Below are 17650 nucleotides of genomic sequence, written 5' to 3'. Positions count from 1 at the left end.
CGAGAGATTTATCGAAAAAGCTTATCCAGGATTGTGAACATAATGTTTTAAAAAAATCATTTGTTCGTAACGGGAGCGGCAATGGCGCAGCAACAGGATCACGGTCAGCTGTTACACATCACCGGAGTGAGCAAGGCATTCTCCGGCGTGGCGGTGTTGCGTGGCATCGATTTTCAACTGCTAACCGGGCAGATCCATGCGCTGCTGGGCGGTAACGGTGCGGGTAAATCGACGCTGATGAAGATCATCGCCGGTATCGAACAGCCGGATAGCGGCACGATCCGACTGGCCGGGCAGCCTCTCACCCTGATGACACCGGCCAAAGCGCATCAGTGTGGCATTTATCTGGTGCCGCAGGAGCCGCTACTGTTTCCCAGCTTGACGGTGCGGGAAAACATCCTGTTTCGTCTGCCGCGCGCTCAGGCCGATCAACAGAAACTACAAACCTTACTCAGCCAGATGGGCTGCTCGCTGCCGCTGGATGCGCTGGCAGGCACCCTGGCCGTTGCCGACCAGCAACAGGTGGAGATTCTGCGTGGTTTGATGCGCGACGCCAGAGTGCTGATTTTCGATGAACCTACCGCCTCGCTCACGCCGGTGGAAACCGAACGTCTGTTTCGTCTGATTCGCCAGCTCGCCGCACAAGGCGTTGGCGTGGTGTTTATCTCCCATAAGCTGCCGGAAATCCGTGCGCTGGCGCATCAGGTCAGCGTGATGCGTGACGGTTGTGTGGTGCTGCATGGCAATATTGACACCCTCAATGATGACGCGCTGGTGGCGGCCATGATGCCCCCCGAACGGCAGCCGCCACTCAGCGCTGAGCAGCAGCTGTGGTTGCAGGCGGGTAACACGCCATCCGGTCGCAAAGGCGAGGTGTTGTTGCAGGTGGAAGCGCTGAGCGGTGAAGGTTTTCGCGAGATCTCTTTACAGGTTAAGGCCGGTGAGATCCTCGGGCTGGCAGGCGTGGTGGGTGCGGGACGGACTGAGTTGGCGGAAACCCTGTATGGTTTACGCCCCGCCAGCAGCGGCACGGCGCGTTTGCAGCAGCAATCATTGCTGACACTTTCGCCAGCGCAGCGTCTGCGTGCCGGACTGGTCTACTTGCCGGAAGACAGGCAAACCTCCGGTCTCTACCCGGATGCGCCGCTGGCCTGGAACGTTACCGCGCTAACTTTGCCACGCCGTAGCTGGTGGCTGAGACCTGCGCAGGAGAGGGCGGTGCTAACGCGTTACCAGCGCGCACTGGGCATCAAATTCAGCCGTAGTGACCAACTGGCACGCACCTTGTCTGGCGGCAATCAGCAAAAGTTGCTGCTGGCAAATTGCCTGGAAGCGATGCCAAAAGTCCTGATCGTTGATGAACCGACGCGCGGCGTGGATGTGGCAGCGCGCGCTGACATTTACCAACTGCTGCGCTCCGTGGTGGCGCAGCAGATCGGGTTGATCATCATCTCCTCAGATCTGGATGAAGTGGCGCAATTGGCGGATCGCGTGGTGGTGATGCATCACGGGGAATGGGTTGGAGAATTAACCCAGTCGGCGGTCAGTGCCGAAAATATTGTCCAGATGGCCTGGGGACGCAACGCACAGGCGGCAGGAGAACATCGATGCTGAAATACCTGCAAACTCACCGTGAGCTAAGCACGCTGCTGGCGATCCTGTTGCTGTTTATGCTGCCATGGCTGCTGGATCGCCAGAATGTCAGCCTGCAACTGGTGGGGATGATTTTTGGCAGTGCGCAGATCGCCATCCTGCTGGCGATGGGCGCGACGCTGGTGCTGCTGACGCGCAACATCGATGTCTCCAGTGGCTCCACCATGGGGTTATGCGCGGCGGTGCTGGGCATCCTGCTGAATCAGGGGATGGCGCTGCCATTGGCCTGCCTGGTCACGCTGGCAACCGGTATGCTCGCCGGGTTGTTTAACGGCGTGCTGGTGACCGGGTTACGGATTCCGGCGATTGTCGCCACGCTCGGCACCCTCGGATTGTATCGCGGCCTGATGTTGTTGCTGACCGGCGGAAAATGGATTGAAGGGCTGCCCGAGCAATTGAAAACCCTGGCCGTGCCGCTGTTCGCCGGTTTGTCGCCGTTAGGGATCATGGTATTGCTGATTGCCGTAGCGATGATGGTGTTCCTGGCGCGCAGCGCGGCAGGCCGCAACTTCTATGCCACAGGCGATAACCTGCAAGGGGCGCGCCAACTGGGGGTGCCGGTCAATCAGGTCCGCCTGTTGGCGTTTACCGCCAATGGGGCGATGGCGGCGCTCGCCGGGATGGTGTTTGCCGCGCAAATTGGTTTTGTACCCAATCAGACCGGGACTGGCATGGAGATGAAAGCCATTGCCGCCTGTGTCCTTGGCGGCGTGAGCTTGCTGGGCGGTTCCGGCACCCTGCTGGGGGCGGTCCTGGGGGCGTGGTTCCTGACGCAAATCGATAGCGTGCTGGTGCTGCTGCGATTGCCCGCCTGGTGGAACGATTTTATCTCGGGACTGGTGTTGCTGCTGGTGCTGGTGATTGATGGGCGCTTACGCCAGGCGTTGGCACGGCGTTTACATCGCCAGCGCTACGCGCGTTTTTTAACCCCTCCGGCGCGAAAAAAAAGCGGTGTTAACCCGCCACCGACAGCGGCGACGCGCCGGGGAGCAACCGAATGAAACGCTATCTGAACTGGGAAGGGGCGCTGGCGTTGCTGCTGGTGCTGGAGATTTTGCTGTTCGGCTGGGCCAACCCCCGGATGTTGAATATCGATACCTTATTGTTCAGCACCAGCGATTTTATCACCGTTGGTATCGTGGCGTTGCCGCTGACGCTGGTCATTGTCAGTGGTGGCATCGATATCTCCTTTGCGGCGGTAACCGGTTTGTGTGCCATCGCCCTTGGCATCATGTTGCAAAGCCACTGGCCGTTGCCCGTTGCCTTGCTGTGCACGCTGTTGCTCGGCAGCCTGTGCGGATTACTTAACGGTGTCCTGATCCTCTGGACCGGCGTCAACCCGTTGGTGATTACCCTCGGCACCCTTTATCTCTACGGCGGCGGCGCGTTGCTGCTTTCCGGTCTGGCCGGGGCCACCGGCTTTGAAGGTATTGGTGATTTTCCGACAACCTTCACCGATTTAGCCAATCTGACCCCGCTGGGCATCCCGATGCCATTGCTGTTGTTTACGCTGTTGTGTCTGGTGTTTTGGCTGCTGATGCATCGCACCCGTACCGGACGTTATGTGTTTTTGCTGGGCCAGAACCTGCGTGCTGCGCGTTACGGTGCACTGCCGGTCAACCGGACGCTGATGCTGCTCTACAGCCTGGTCGGCGTGGCATCTGCAGTCGCGGCGGCGGTGATGAGCGCCTATTTCGGATCTGCCCGCGCTGATCTCGGGGCTCCTTTATTGATGCCCGCGATCACCGCAGTGGTACTGGGCGGGGCAAATATCTACGGCGGAGCCGGTTCGGTGCTGGGCACGGCGCTGGCGACGCTGGTGATTGGTTTTTTGCAGCAGGGTTTGCAAATGGTGGGAGTGTCGAGTCAGGTCAGCAGTGCGCTTTCCGGTGCCTTGTTGATCCTTGCGGTGATCGGACGCTCCTGGAGCCTGAATCCAGGCATTGTGCGCCAGCTTAGCCGGCGCTTGCGTGCGCGCTTCTCGCGGGAGCGCGCATCTTACCAGGAGTAAAAATCATGAAAATGCAGCGATTATCACTGGCGCTTTGCTGTGTACTGGGCGTGAGCCTCAGTGCGCAGGCAGCGGAACGCATCGCCTTTATCCCCAAGCTGGTCGGTGTGGGGTATTTCACCAGCGGCGGCAAAGGGGCAACGGATGCCGGAAAAACGCTGGGGGTGGATGTCACTTACGATGGTCCGACCGAGCCAAGCGTCTCCGGCCAGGTACAGATGATCAACAACTTCGTCAATCAGGGCTACAACGGCATCGTGGTAGCGGCGGTTTCCCCGGATGGGTTATGTCCGGCACTGAAACGTGCCATGCAGCGCGGCGTGAAGGTGTTAACCTGGGATTCGGATACCAAACCGGAATGCCGCTCGATTTATATTAATCAGGGCACCCCGACGCAGTTGGGTGGCATGCTGGTGGATATGGCGGCCAGCCAGGTGAAGAAGGACAAAGCGAAGGTGGCGTTTTTCTACTCCAGCCCGACGGTGACGGATCAGAATCAGTGGGTTAAAGAAGCCAAAGCGAAGATCGCCAAAGATCACCCGAATTGGGAGATCGTCACCACGCAGTACGGTTATAACGATGCCACCAAATCTCTGCAAACCGCCGAAGGTATTCTGAAATCCTGGCATGATCTGGATGCGATTATCGCCCCGGATGCCAATGCGTTACCGGCAGCGGCGCAGGCGGCGGAAAACCTCGGGCGCAAGAATGTCACCATTGTGGGTTTCAGTACGCCCAACGTGATGCGTCCCTATGTCAAACGTGGCACGGTGCAACAGTTTGGTCTGTGGGATGTGGTCAAGCAGGGCAAAATTTCTATTGCGGTCGCCAACCAGTTACTGAAGGGCAACCTTAATCCGGGTGACACTTTAGAGGTGCCTGATGTGGGGAAAGTGACGGTCTCGGACAACAGCGTTCAGGGCTATCATTATGAGGCCAAAGACAACGGTATCGTGCTGTTGCCTGAACGGGTGGTATTCACGAAAGACAATATTGATAACTACGATTTTTAAGGAGAGAACGAATGGAAGTCACTTTGGTGGAAATTAACGTCAAACCTGACTGTATCGACGAATTTTTACGGGTTTTCCGCGCAAATCATTTAGGCGCGGTGCAGGAGCCGGACAATATGCGTTTTGATGTCTTGCAGGACAGCAGCGTGCCGACGCGTTTTTTTATTTATGAAGCTTACGCCAATGAAGCGGCGGTACTGGCGCATAAAAAAACACCGCACTATCTTGCCTGTGTCGAAGCGCTGGAGGCGCTGATGTCCGAGCCGAGAAAGAAAACGGTGTTTAACGGGATATATCCTTGATGGTTCCGGGCGGCCCCGGGTTGTTGTAGTTGGCACTGAGCATATTTCGTTCGCCATGGGCACTGGCAGTTGCACGCCGCCGGTGCGGCGACCGAGCAAAGGGTGCCTGGCCGCACCCTTTGCAATCCCCGGCCTCGCGCCAGCCTCCCTCGCCGCTGCGCGGTGCCTTCGCTCATTCACGCTGCCGACGGACTGGCGTCGATTCGCTCCTGCTCAACGCCGCCTTTCGCCGCATCCATGCGGCTCATCCTGGCAGCATTCATTCGCTCAGCGAGTCCGGATGGCGCCCCATCCACCGCTGCACGTTTTGTGCTTTTCAGTTCCTTTCTTTTTGCTTTTTATATTGTTTGTGTTTTCTGCGGTCTTGCAGGCGGTGGGGTGGGCGGCATCCACAGCGCCGAGCGCAGAGGGAAGGCCAGGCCGAGCCGCATGGATGCGGCGAGAGAGCGGAATGAGCCATGGATGGCGAATCCGCGCGTGCCGTGCGGCCTGAGTGATAAGCGAGGGAACAGCGCGATGCGCTGCGCGAGGACGCCGCAGGGCGCGGATTGCAAAGGTCCGCGCCCTCGGACCTTTGCCCGTCCGCCTGCACGTTGCAGCTGAAACTACCAAATGCCTGGCGGGCGGAACCTTCTCGGTGTTAAACCGCTGCCATCAACGGGCGGAACCTTCTCGGTGTTAAACCGCTGCCATCAACGGGCGGAACCTTCCCAGAACTAAACTGCTGCCTGCCGGTGCGTATGCACCATATAATTCACATCGACCCCACGACCCAGACGGAACTGGTTGGTCAGCGGGTTGTAGTGCAAACCAATCATGCCTTGTTCACGCAGCGGGGTTTCATCCACCCAGTTCAGCAACTCTGCCGGACGGATAAATTTCTTCACGTCATGCGTGCCGCGCGGCACCATGCGCATCACATATTCAGCACCGAAGACCGCCAGCAGCCAGGCTTTCGGGTTGCGGTTGATGGTGGAGAAGAACACTTCGCCGCCCGGTTTCACCAGTTGCGCACAAGCCAGCACCACGGAACGCGGATCGGGCACATGCTCCAGCATCTCCATACAGGTGACGACGTCATATTCACCGGCATGGCTGACGGCATGATCTTCCACCGTTTGCTGCACGTAATTGACGCTGACACCGCTTTCCAGTGCATGCAGGCGCGCCACTTCCAGCGGTTCAGCACCCATATCTAACCCGGTGACATTGGCACCTTCGCGCGCCATGCTTTCTGCCAGAATGCCGCCGCCACAGCCGACATCCAGTACCTTTTTGCCAAACAGGCCGTTGCTGTGCTGGGCAATCCAGCCAAGACGCAGGGGATTAATCCGGTGTAACGGCTTGAATTCACCCTCTAAATCCCACCAGCGCGATGCGACTGCCTCAAACTTGGCAATTTCGTTGTGATCAACGTTCTGGCGGTTTTCCTGCGGTTGTTCATTCATTGAATCATGGCTCCAGACAAAATGTGACCTCAGTATAAACGCTTAAGCGCTGCCCGCGCACCTCTCAGTACAAATGAAAAGCCGTATTAAACCGTGCTTAACATTCACCGTGAGCAAGCTTTGTGATATACTTTCGCACCTTTGAAATCCGGGATTATGTAGAGGGATAGCGGCTCCATGAGCGACCTTGCGAGAGAAATTACACCGGTCAATATCGAAGAAGAGTTGAAAAACTCGTATCTCGATTACGCCATGTCGGTCATTGTTGGCCGAGCCTTACCCGATGTACGTGATGGCCTGAAGCCGGTGCATCGCCGCGTACTCTTCGCGATGAGCGAACTGGGTAACGACTGGAATAAACCCTATAAAAAATCTGCCCGTGTGGTCGGTGACGTTATCGGTAAATATCACCCGCATGGTGATTCTGCCGTTTATGACACCATCGTTCGTATGGCCCAGCCTTTCTCCCTGCGTTACATGTTGGTAGACGGTCAAGGCAACTTCGGCTCCATCGACGGCGACTCCGCCGCAGCGATGCGTTACACCGAAGTGCGTATGGCCAAAATCGCCCACGATCTGTTAGCGGACCTGGAAAAAGAGACCGTCGATTTCGTTCCAAACTATGACGGCACCGAGCAGATTCCTGAAGTTCTGCCGACAAAAATTCCCAACCTGCTGGTAAACGGTTCTTCCGGTATTGCCGTAGGTATGGCAACCAACATTCCGCCGCATAACCTGCGCGAAGTGATTAACGGCTGCCTGGCGTATATCGATGATGAGAACATCAGCGTTGAAGGACTGATGGAGCACATTCCGGGGCCTGATTTCCCGACCGCCGCCATCATTAATGGCCGTCGTGGTATTGAAGAAGCCTACCGTACTGGTCGCGGCAAAATCTATATCCGTGCCCGTGGCGAAGTGGAAGCTGACGCGAAAAGCGGTCGTGAAACCATCATCATTCATGAACTGCCTTACCAGGTAAACAAAGCGCGTCTGATCGAGAAGATTGCCGAGCTGGTGAAAGAGAAACGTGTCGAAGGCATCAGCGCCTTGCGCGATGAATCTGACAAAGACGGTATGCGCATCGTCATCGAGATCAAACGCGATGCGGTCGGCGAAGTGGTACTCAACAACCTCTACTCGCTGACGCAGTTGCAGGTCTCGTTCGGTATCAACATGGTGGCACTGCATCAGGGCCAGCCGAAGATTATGGCGCTGAAAGAGATCCTCGAAGCTTTCGTTCGCCATCGTCGTGAAGTGGTGACGCGTCGTACTATTTTCGAACTGCGCAAAGCACGTGACCGCGCCCACATCCTTGAAGGTCTGGCGATTGCGCTGGCCAATATCGACCCGATTATCGAACTGATTCGCCACGCGCCAACACCGGCAGAAGCGAAAGCTGGATTGATCGCACAGTCATGGGAGCTGGGCAACGTCGCTGCGATGCTGGAACGTGCCGGTGATGACGCCGCGCGTCCCGAGTGGCTGGAAGCCGAATTCGGTATTCGTGATGGTCGGTATTACCTGACTGAGCAGCAGGCTCAGGCCATTCTGGATCTGCGCTTGCAGAAACTGACCGGCATGGAGCACGAGAAGCTGCTCGACGAATACAAACAGCTGCTCGATCAAATTGCTGAACTGCTGCATATCCTTGCCAGCGCAGAGCGCCTGATGGAAGTGATCCGTGAAGAACTGGAAGCGATGCGCGACCAGTTTGGCGACGATCGTCGTACCGAAATCACCGCCAACAGCGCCGACATCAACATCGAAGACCTGATCAATCAGGAAGATGTGGTGGTGACGCTGTCGCATCAGGGTTATGTCAAATACCAGCCGCTGTCGGACTATGAAGCCCAGCGTCGCGGCGGTAAAGGCAAATCCGCCGCACGTATTAAAGAAGAAGACTTTATTGATCGTCTGCTGGTGGCCAACACCCATGACACCATTCTGTGCTTCTCCAGCCGTGGCCGTCTCTACTGGATGAAGGTCTATCAGCTGCCAGAAGCCAGCCGTGGTGCGCGCGGTCGTCCGATCGTTAACCTGCTGCCGCTGGAAGCCAACGAGCGTATCACCGCCATTCTGCCGGTGCGTGAGTACACCGAAGGCTTCAATATCTTTATGGCGACCGCTGATGGCACCGTGAAGAAAACGGCGTTGCAGGAGTTCAGCCGTCCGCGTAGCGCGGGCATCATCGCCATCAACCTGCGTGAAGACGATGAGTTGATCGGTGTGGCGCTGACCAACGGCAGCGACGAAACCATGCTGTTCTCGGCGGCCGGTAAAGTGGTGCGCTTCGCCGAAGCGGCGGTGCGTGCGATGGGTCGTTCTGCTTCGGGTGTCCGTGGTATCAAGCTGGCCGAAGGTGACAAAGTGGTGTCGCTGATTGTGCCGCGTGAAGAGGGGGCCATCCTCACGGTCACGCAGAACGGTTACGGCAAACGTACGGCGAACAGCGAATACCCGACCAAATCCCGTGCAACTCAGGGTGTGATCTCGATTAAAGTTACCGAACGTAACGGGCCGGTGGTCGGTGCGGTGCAGGTGGATGACAGCGATCAGATTATGATGATCACTGATGCCGGTACGCTGGTGCGTACTCGCGTGTCTGAAGTCAGCGTGGTGGGGCGTAACACCCAGGGCGTGATTCTGATCCGTACCGCGGAAGATGAAAACGTGGTGGGCCTGCAACGCGTTGTGGAGCCGGTGGAAGAGGAAGAACTGGATTCCATCGACGGCAGCGTGGCGGAAGGCGATGACGATATTGCGCCGGAAGTTGACAACGATGATGATGCGCCAGATGCGGACGAAGAAGAGTAATCCGCCGCGTTGAGTATCAACGGCAGGTCAGGGCAACCGACCTGCCGTTTCTTTTTCTGAGTTTTCACCGCAGCAGGCGCTCTGTCTGGCTTTTTCGGGATGATAAAGCTAGTGTATGGGCACCTCTGTTCCCTGATATTTTCCGCGAGTGAGCCTGTTTTGAAATATCTCGTCTCCTTTCGTACCACGCTCCGTATCTCGCGCTATCTGTTTCGTGCGCTGGCATTGTTGCTCTGGTCGCTGGGTGCGCTGCTGACCACCTTTTACATCATCAATGTGTTGCACGAGAAAGAGAATGCGGTACGCCAGGAGTTCGCCGCCAACTATAGTCAGGCGGAGTGGTATGTACGCCACTCGGCAGATGTGATGCGTGAGCTGAAGTACATCACGGAAAATCGCCTGACCAGCAGCGCCAGTGGTCTGGACGTGCTCAATGGTATCCCGACCAGTAAAGGCACGCTGCCGCAATTTACGCCACTGTTCTCCGACGGTGATTGCACCTCGATGAGCAGTACCTGGCGCAATTCCCTCGACTCACTTAGTTACTACATCAACTACTGGAAAAGTAACTTTGCTTCGGCCTATGAGCTGAACCGGGTGTTCTTTATCGGTGGGGAAAATCAGTGTCTGGCGGATTTCACCATCGGCAGTAATACCATGGATCGCGAACGCAGCCTGAAAGTGCTACGTGAGCGCGTGTTGCACTATCGCAGCAGCAACGAAGACGAACGTCGTAATCCGATGTACTGGATCACCCAAAGCTCCCAGCCGGGAGTGGGCAGTTTCTACATGGTGATGCCGGTATATGTTGCGAACAAGCTTCAGGCGCTACTCGGGGTAGAACAAAATATCCGTCTCGACGAGTTTATTCAGCCGGGCGGTCTGCCGCTGGTGGCAACCATCACCGATGATAACTACCGTCCGTTGCTGAGTTCGCGTCGCGGTGGTCCGGGTTACTCCCTTGACGAGTTACCGGATGACAAAACCTGGTTCGGTTATCTCGACGGCTACCGTCAACTGGTGCTGAAAAAGCCGCTGCCACCCTCCGATCTCAATGTGGTGTGGTCACTCTCCACCGATGTGTTGGTCGATCAGCTGAAGCTGATGCTGATTAATGCGCTGTTGCTGAATGTTTTCAGTGCGCTGCTGCTGTTTACCCTCGCCTGGGTATTTGAACGTCGGATGTTTTTACCGGCGGAAGATAATGCGCATCGGCTGGAGGAACATGAGCAGTTTAACCGTAAAATCGTGGCTTCCGCACCGGTTGGCATCTGTATTTTACGCACCAGCGATGGCACCAACATTCTCAGCAATGAACTGGCGCACAACTATTTGACGTTGTTAACGCAGGAAGACCGCCAGCGCCTCAACGAGATCATCGGCGGCCAGCAGGTGAACTTTGTCGATGTGCTAACCGGCAGCAACACGAACCTGCAAATCAGCTTTGTTCATTCACGCTACCGCAACGAAAACGTCGCCATCTGTGTGTTGGTGGATGTCTCGGCACGTGTGCGCATGGAGCAGTCGTTACAGGAGATGGCGCAGGCTGCGGAGCAGGCCAGTGCATCGAAATCGATGTTCCTTGCCACTGTCAGCCATGAATTGCGTACGCCGCTGTATGGCATCATCGGTAACCTCGATCTGTTGCAGACCAAGGCGCTGCCGAAAGGCGTCGATTCGCTGGTCACGGCGATGAATAACTCCTCCAGCCTGCTGTTGAAAATTATCAGCGACATTCTCGACTTCTCGAAAATCGAGTCTGAGCAGCTGAAAATCGAACCGCGCCCGTTCTCGCCGCGCGAAGTGATTAACCATATCGTCGGTAACTACCTCTCGCTGGTGGTACGCAAGCGCCTGGCGCTGTATGTGTTTATTGAAAACGATGTACCGCTGGCGCTGGATGGCGATCCGTTGCGCCTGCAACAGGTGATCTCCAACTTGTTGAATAACGCCATTAAATTCACCCATACCGGTTGTATTATCCTGCATGCCTACGAGCATGAAGGGTATCTGGCATTCCGTGTGCGTGATACCGGCGTGGGGATTCCGGCTAAAGAAGTGACGCGCCTGTTCGACCCGTTCTTCCAGGTTGGTAGTGGGGTGCAGCGTCACTTCCAGGGCACCGGCCTTGGACTGGCTATCTGCGAAAAACTGATCAACATGATGGACGGCGATATCGAGGTCGATTCCGAACCGGGCATGGGCAGCCAATTTGTGGTACGCATCCCGATTTACGCAGGTCATCTGGCTGCGCCTCCGTTGCTGGAGGGATTACAGGAAAAAGCCATCTGGCTCGATTTGCGTAACGATTACCTTGCCAGCTTCCTGTTGCGCTTGCTGCAACAGCAGGGGATGCAGGTCGCGCGTTTTCAGGGGCAGGCGGGGAGCGATGATGTGATCATCAGTGATCATGATGATGCGCCAGCCCACAGCGTGCGCGCACGTATTCGCATCAGCGGTGAGCACATTGATATGCCGCAGGAGAGCGAGCCGGGATATTGGCTGCACAGCAGTGCCACGCTGCATGAATTACCGGTGTTGCTGGGGCGCATTTATCGCATTGCTATCGACAGCGAAACCACTGCGCCGCTGGCGCTGCCGGGTGCTGTGACTGAAGAGGCCAGCTATGAAGACATCATGGTGTTGATTGTGGATGACCATCCGATCAACCGCATGTTGTTGTCAGAACAGCTCGGTACTTTGGGTTATCAGGTGAAAACCGCACAGGATGGCGTCGATGCGCTGAATGTGCTCAGCCGTAACCATATCGATATCGTCTTGAGTGACGTGAATATGCCGAATATGGATGGCTATCGTCTCACGCAGCGTCTGCGCCAGCTGGGGCACGCGTTCCCGGTGATTGGTGTCACGGCAAATGCGTTAGCGGAAGAGAAACAGCGTTGTATGGAGGCGGGGATGGATAATTGTTTGTCCAAACCGGTGACGCTGGATGTGTTGAAAACCACGCTGGCGATCTACGCAGAGCGGGTGCGGAAAACGCGAGAAGATTGACCCTGATACCTTATTCATAGCGGCGCGATTTATCGCGCGGGTTTAACCATGTAAAAAAGCGCGATAAATCGCGCCGCTACGGATGGTTAGCGGGCGGTGCATTTGCACCGCCTACCAGAGATTACTCTTTGTCGACCTGCGTCGCGCTGACCGAAGAGAGGTAATTCAGCAGCGCGATGTCGTTATCCACGCCCAGTTTCATCATCGCCGATTTCTTCTGGCTACTGATGGTTTTGATACTGCGGTTCAGTTTCTTGGCAATCTCGGTGACCAGGAAGCCTTCTGCAAACAGGCGCAGTACTTCACTCTCTTTAGGTGACAGGCGTTTGTCGCCATAACCCCCCGCGCTGATTTTTTCCAGCAACTTGGCCACGCTTTCTGGCGTGTATTTCTTGCCTTTTTGCAATGCGGCCAGTGCTTTTGGCAGGTCAGTCGGTGCACCTTGCTTCAGCACGATCCCTTCGATATCGAGATCCAGCACAGCACTCAGGATCGCCGGGTTATTGTTCATGGTCAGAACGATAATCGAGAGATCCGGATAGTGGCGTTTGATGTATTTGATCAGGGTGATACCGTCACCGTACTTCTCGCCAGGCATGGAGAGATCGGTAATCAGGACATTGGCATCCAGTTTGGACAGGCTATTAATCAGTGCTGTTGAGTCTTCAAACTCACCTACAACGTTGACCCATTCAATCTGTTCCAGAGACTTACGAATACCAAACAGAACAATTGGATGGTCATCGGCAATAATTACATTCAGGTTATTCATCTTATGGGTTACCTTGCTGCAGCAGTTGATTGACGTAAGTGTCAATGTCACTGGTGGTATTTTTAATGGTTGAATCGTCACATATTTTAATGTGCTGTTCTAACTCTTCACAAAGCTGTTTACCTGGCACCAGATTTAGCATGGCAAACACGCCTTTCAGGCGATGCGCTGTCTGAGCAAGCGAGGGGTAATCCTTTTCCGCTGCCTCAGTATACAGTCTCTTGACATCAGGCGGAACTGTCTCGGTAAACAGCTGAAAATAGCCTCCGCTTAGCAGCGGCGTGGCCGTTTCATCGTCGTTATTCTCCTCCATCAAATCATGGGCCAGTTGCTTCTCGATCAGTGCCAGCAACGCATCCAGCAACGCATTGCTGAGATTAAAATTGACACGGAATTGTTGATCATTAAGCGCGTGATGACCCATTTCGTCACCGGCCAGCAACAATCCCCACCCGTTTAGTCGGGCGGGATCGTCAGTGACCAGCACATCGTGTTCCTGCCCTGACAATCGCTCGTCAGAGGTCAGGCATTTCGCCCCCCAGTTCTCCAGGTGGCGGCAAACAATTTTGTGCACATCTTCCATCGCGATATCGACCAGTACGCTGACGCCTTCCAGCAGTTTCTCTTCCTGCTCGGTTTGCTGTTCCAGTGCCAGCGGCAGCTGAATATTGTAGCGGGTACCAATATCGGGTTTTGCCACGATCTCCAGCGTGCCGCCCATCTGCTTACACAGTTGTTTACACAGGAAGAACGCCATGCCAGAAGCCTGGCCAAAGCGGTCCTGGCTGGTATCGCCAAGGAACGGGAAATCGACATTCGCCAACTCGTCAACCGTCAGGCCGGAGCCGGTATCCACCAGTTGCAACAGGATACGCTCCGCTTTGCCTCCGCTGGCTTTGATCTCCAGCGAGATCTTGCCCCATTGCGTGGTGGTCAATGAGTAATGCATCAGGGTAGTCAGTACCTTACGCAGCGCCCGGCGATCGCCAAAACGTATTTCGTCATTGGCAAGGTGGTTATTAACCACCAATGCTAACCCCTTACGACGTAGCAGCGGCAGGCTCTCCAGTGCAATGTCATCCAACAGCTCTTGCAGGTTAAAACGGCTGGCATCGGGTGACCAGTCATGCGCTTCCAGGCGATTCAGCAATACAATGTCATCCACCAGTCGTGCCAGCCCCTGGCTTTCGTCAAGCAGGTCGAGCACGTTTTCATCATCAGCACGCTGGCTGAGCTGCACCAGCTGCGTGACCATACTTTCCAGTGGGCGATGCAGGGCATGGCCGAGGTTATGCATCAACTGCTGACGCATCTGGTGGTTACGATCCAGTACCTGCTGCGCTTTTTGCAGTTTTTTATTCACCAGCAACTCGCGATCCTGATCGCGCATCATAAATAACTGGGTATGTGGTGACAGCACGCTGCGGGCATGGCGGATCTCATAGACTTCGTTATTGATGGTGGCCTGCAACACGCCCTGATGTTGATCTGACATATTAATGATTTTTTGCAGATTCAGATGCGGCAGCAGATGTTCGGCAATTTTGTTGCTCAGAAGCGTGCGGTTGGTAGCGAAATCATACACCAGCAAACCTACCGGCAGACTGGCGACAATCTCTTCATTCAACATACGCAAAGAATCCAGCTCAGCGCTTTGGTTTTCATTGGGACGCAACGACTGCTGACGCAGCAGGGTGATGCCCGCAATGGAAAGCAGGAACAGCACCAAATTGATCAGCAGTGGCCATAGCAGATTGTGCAGGGTGTCCATTGCCAGGCTGGTGAGCGAAACACGATATACCAGCTGCAAAGAGGTGCTGGGCAGTGACGCGGCAATCTCCAGGTTGGGGTTTACCAGAGAAACGTGGGTACTTTCGCTTGATTCGTCATCGGTGGTGCTGGTCTGGGTGGTGTCCTGGCGCAGTTGGAAATTCTCCAGCGGCATACTACGCGGGATAAGATCATTCACCGGTAAATCAAAAGCCACCACCGTCGCCAGATGGCCCGGCTGATTAAAGGTGGTACGCAGGGTGAAGTAGTGATCGTTTTGCCAGGCAAAGTGACGCAAGGGCGAAAAGCTTTCGCGTTCATCCAGCGCATTAGCCTGTTGCAGCATTTCTGCCCGGCGACTGTCCACCAGCGAATTGATGGCGCTTTCTTTGTAACGCGTCGCCATGTCTTTCAGCGGTAGGGTAGAGATCATGATCAGGCTATTGTCCTGACCATTCAGGAAATACATCGACCAGGTCGGACTCTCTGCGCCCCACAGGGTATCGAGATAGTTGGACATGCGCATGGTCATATCCAGCGTGCTGCTGTCATGCGAGCCAAAAATCAGTGCTTCAGTTTTGCGGCGCGTTTTTTCCAGATAGTAGACGTCCGGGCGCAGACGGGTTTCCTGCAAGCTGCTGTTTGGCGCAGAACCGGCAGCACTGGTCGCCAGGTTTTCATAGATTTGCCAGGTCGCGAAGCGATAGCCATCGATGCGCTTCTGCATGGCGCGCGCCAGATCGGTCATGGCGTAGCGCTTTTCTGTCACCCAGGCATTGACGCTGTTGTGTACCATCGCGCCCAGCGCCAGAAAAAGCACCAGGTTGAACACCACAAAAAAGCGGGTCACATTGCCGGATGTCAGAGGGAATTTGTAAGGCAGCATAGCGTCTCAGGCACCTGAAATTATCGCGCAACCAGTCGGGCACTGGCAGCCACGGCCAGTAGCAGCAAGGCGATAAGCAGAAATGCGCCGCTCAGGCTGATCCACTGGGATATCAATCCGATCAAAGCCGGACCTGAAAGAATACCTGCATAGCCTAAGGTTGTCATGGCGGAAATCGCCAGATTTGACGGCATATCGTGTTGATTTCCTGCCGCATTGAACAACATTGGCACCGTATTAGCCAGTCCGAAGCCAACCAGCAAAAATGCCAGCAGCGCAAGCTGAGGCCAGGGTATCAGCACCGCCAGCGTCATACCTGCTGCTGCGGCCAGCGCGCCACCCAGCATGACCGGGTAACGACCACAGCGCTGGATAATCTTATCTCCGGTGAAACGTCCCAGCGTCATGGCAACAGAAAACACCGCATAACCCAGTCCGGCCAGGCTGGCTGTCATCTCCGGGCTTTGTAACAACAGCAGCGCGCCCCAGTCGAGCACTGCGCCTTCCGCCAGAAACAGGATAAAACACAACAGACCCAGAAAGGCCACCCAGCCACGCGGACGCACCAGCCACGGTTGATCAGGTTGATGCAGGCGGGTGGTCATCATGCCCGGTTGGCTGCGCAGCAACAGCAGCACCATCACCACCATCACCACGCCTACGGCTGCCAGTGGCGACAAATTCACGCTCATCAGCAGACTGACCGTACCGGCACCGAGAATCCCTCCCAGACTAAAGAAGGCGTGGAAGCCTGACATCATTGGGCGACGTGCCGCTTTTTCGACTTCAACCGCCTGATAATTCATCGCCACGTCCAGCGTACCCAACCCGGCACCGAACAGCATCAACGTCAGCGCCATCAATAATGTGTGATGAGCTGTTGCCAACAGCGGCAGCATCGCCAGCACCAGCGTGGTAGAGCAAAGCATCACGCTTTTACAGCCAAAACGTGCTACCAACTTGCCGGTGACCGGCATGGCGGCCAGCGAACCAATACCCAGGCAGAGCAATAACGCACCCAGCATACTGCCGGATAAATGCAGGCGATCGCGGGCAAAGGGCACCAGAGGTGCCCAGGCTGACATACCGAGACCATTAATCAGAAACACGGTACGGGTTGACCAGTGCAGATGGCGTGCGTCTTGTGGCTGTTGTGCGGCGTCCAGTGCTGTCATGAGGTTATTATCTTTCTCTGTAAAAGGGCGATTTTAGCATCAACTCGCCGCAACAGTAGGTGTTGAGCGGGTTTAAAGACCCGTACCGTGCCATCAAAAATAAGAATCAAGCGGGCATTTTACCGACTTTTGAGCCACTACAATTTTTTTCCAGAACTTTCCTGGTGCCGGATAACCGAATGGAATGAACTTAACTCAAATTATCAGGCTTATATTCAATAGGTTAGCTGAACGGGAGGCAGGGGTTGAGCAGATAATCTGTGATATTTGTCACGATTTTCTCATAAATATGCCGAGGTTATATCCCGGAGTTCACTGTGCGCAATGCGACATTAAATCCGGCCCAACCTCTGACAAGATATTTTCCAGTCGATTTTCCCTGAGGGGAAACCGGTATAAGTAACACTGGCTATAAATGCATCATTAATGAGGTGTTTAAGCCACTGAATAAAATCAAAGAAACAATCCGTAGGCGTTAATATTGCAGTCCGCAAATAAATACAATCCACTTTATTGCGCGTAGAAATTAACATGGAGTGATTTTTGTTTGTTATTAAACAAAACGTGCGGAAATGAGCAAATAATGTGATCCCGGAATTATCTTAATTATGTCCGGTCAATTAAGTTTACGGAAAATGACAATTGGGGGTAGGATTGCAGATAAAAAAATGCCGGACAATCATGTCCGGCGGGAATTCAGGGTAAACATCTCATTCGGGGTGAATGAAGGTAATAATGAAATAAATGATGATAGCGGGAGTAATTGTATTCTCTGATGACTGAAAAGTTTT

Annotated in this window: 11 protein-coding genes; 7 read left to right on the top strand and 4 right to left on the bottom strand. The window is 55.0% G+C overall.

Annotated features, from left to right (window positions below; translation table 11 throughout):
* Nucleotides 1–81: 81 nt before the first annotated feature.
* The 5 genes from lsrA to lsrG are packed head-to-tail and all read left to right on the top strand — an operon-like array spanning nt 82 to nt 4979.
* Nucleotides 82–1614: an autoinducer 2 ABC transporter ATP-binding protein LsrA gene (gene lsrA / locus AC6I8W_RS14380; protein ID WP_497835563.1), complete on the top strand. Its 1533-nt coding sequence runs from the start codon at nt 82–84 to the stop codon at nt 1612–1614.
* Complete coding sequence (gene lsrC / locus AC6I8W_RS14375) at nt 1608–2654, top strand: autoinducer 2 ABC transporter permease LsrC (RefSeq protein WP_497835562.1); 1047 nt, start codon at nt 1608–1610, stop codon at nt 2652–2654. The genes lsrA and lsrC overlap by 7 nt, the downstream gene beginning before the upstream one ends.
* The gene (gene lsrD / locus AC6I8W_RS14370; protein WP_497835561.1) at nt 2651–3664 is read left to right on the top strand and encodes an autoinducer 2 ABC transporter permease LsrD; all 1014 of its coding nucleotides are present in this window, start codon (nt 2651–2653) and stop codon (nt 3662–3664) included. The genes lsrC and lsrD overlap by 4 nt, the downstream gene beginning before the upstream one ends.
* A gap of 5 nt (nt 3665–3669) precedes the next feature.
* Nucleotides 3670–4677: an autoinducer 2 ABC transporter substrate-binding protein LsrB gene (lsrB, locus tag AC6I8W_RS14365; protein ID WP_497835560.1), complete on the top strand. Its 1008-nt coding sequence runs from the start codon at nt 3670–3672 to the stop codon at nt 4675–4677.
* 11 nt (nt 4678–4688) lie between these two features.
* Entirely contained in the window at nt 4689–4979 is a 291-nt protein-coding gene (gene lsrG / locus AC6I8W_RS14360) for a (4S)-4-hydroxy-5-phosphonooxypentane-2,3-dione isomerase (RefSeq protein ID WP_497835559.1), read from the top strand.
* Between the two features lie 716 nt (nt 4980–5695).
* Here the strand turns inward: lsrG and ubiG are convergent.
* Nucleotides 5696–6427: a bifunctional 2-polyprenyl-6-hydroxyphenol methylase/3-demethylubiquinol 3-O-methyltransferase UbiG gene (gene ubiG, locus AC6I8W_RS14355; RefSeq protein ID WP_497835558.1), complete on the bottom strand. Its 732-nt coding sequence runs from the start codon at nt 6425–6427 to the stop codon at nt 5696–5698.
* A gap of 177 nt (nt 6428–6604) precedes the next feature.
* On the opposite strand from ubiG, the gene gyrA reads away from it, so the two are divergent.
* Entirely contained in the window at nt 6605–9244 is a 2640-nt protein-coding gene (gene gyrA, locus AC6I8W_RS14350; protein WP_497835557.1) for a DNA topoisomerase (ATP-hydrolyzing) subunit A, read from the top strand.
* Between the two features lie 159 nt (nt 9245–9403).
* The gene (rcsC, locus tag AC6I8W_RS14345; protein ID WP_497835556.1) at nt 9404–12256 is read left to right on the top strand and encodes a two-component system sensor histidine kinase RcsC; all 2853 of its coding nucleotides are present in this window, start codon (nt 9404–9406) and stop codon (nt 12254–12256) included.
* 121 nt (nt 12257–12377) lie between these two features.
* On the opposite strand, the gene rcsB is transcribed toward rcsC, so the two are convergent.
* Genes rcsB through AC6I8W_RS14330 form a run of 3 tightly spaced genes read right to left on the bottom strand, consistent with a single transcriptional unit; the run spans nt 12378 to nt 16859 of the window.
* Nucleotides 12378–13028, bottom strand: a complete 651-nt coding sequence (rcsB, locus tag AC6I8W_RS14340) for a response regulator transcription factor RcsB (RefSeq protein WP_013509853.1) — start codon at nt 13026–13028, stop codon at nt 12378–12380.
* Between the two features lies 1 nt (nt 13029).
* Nucleotides 13030–15681, bottom strand: coding sequence for a phosphotransferase RcsD (gene rcsD, locus AC6I8W_RS14335; RefSeq protein WP_497838195.1), 2652 nt, complete (start codon nt 15679–15681; stop codon nt 13030–13032).
* Between the two features lie 23 nt (nt 15682–15704).
* On the bottom strand, nt 15705–16859 hold the full coding sequence (locus AC6I8W_RS14330; protein ID WP_497835555.1) for an MFS transporter: 1155 nt from the start codon (nt 16857–16859) through the stop codon (nt 15705–15707).
* Between the last annotated feature and the right edge of the window lie 791 nt (nt 16860–17650).

The organism is Pantoea sp. X-Soil-TKNS-1211, assembly GCF_059730495.1.
This window is presented reverse-complemented; position numbering and strand designations above follow the sequence as displayed.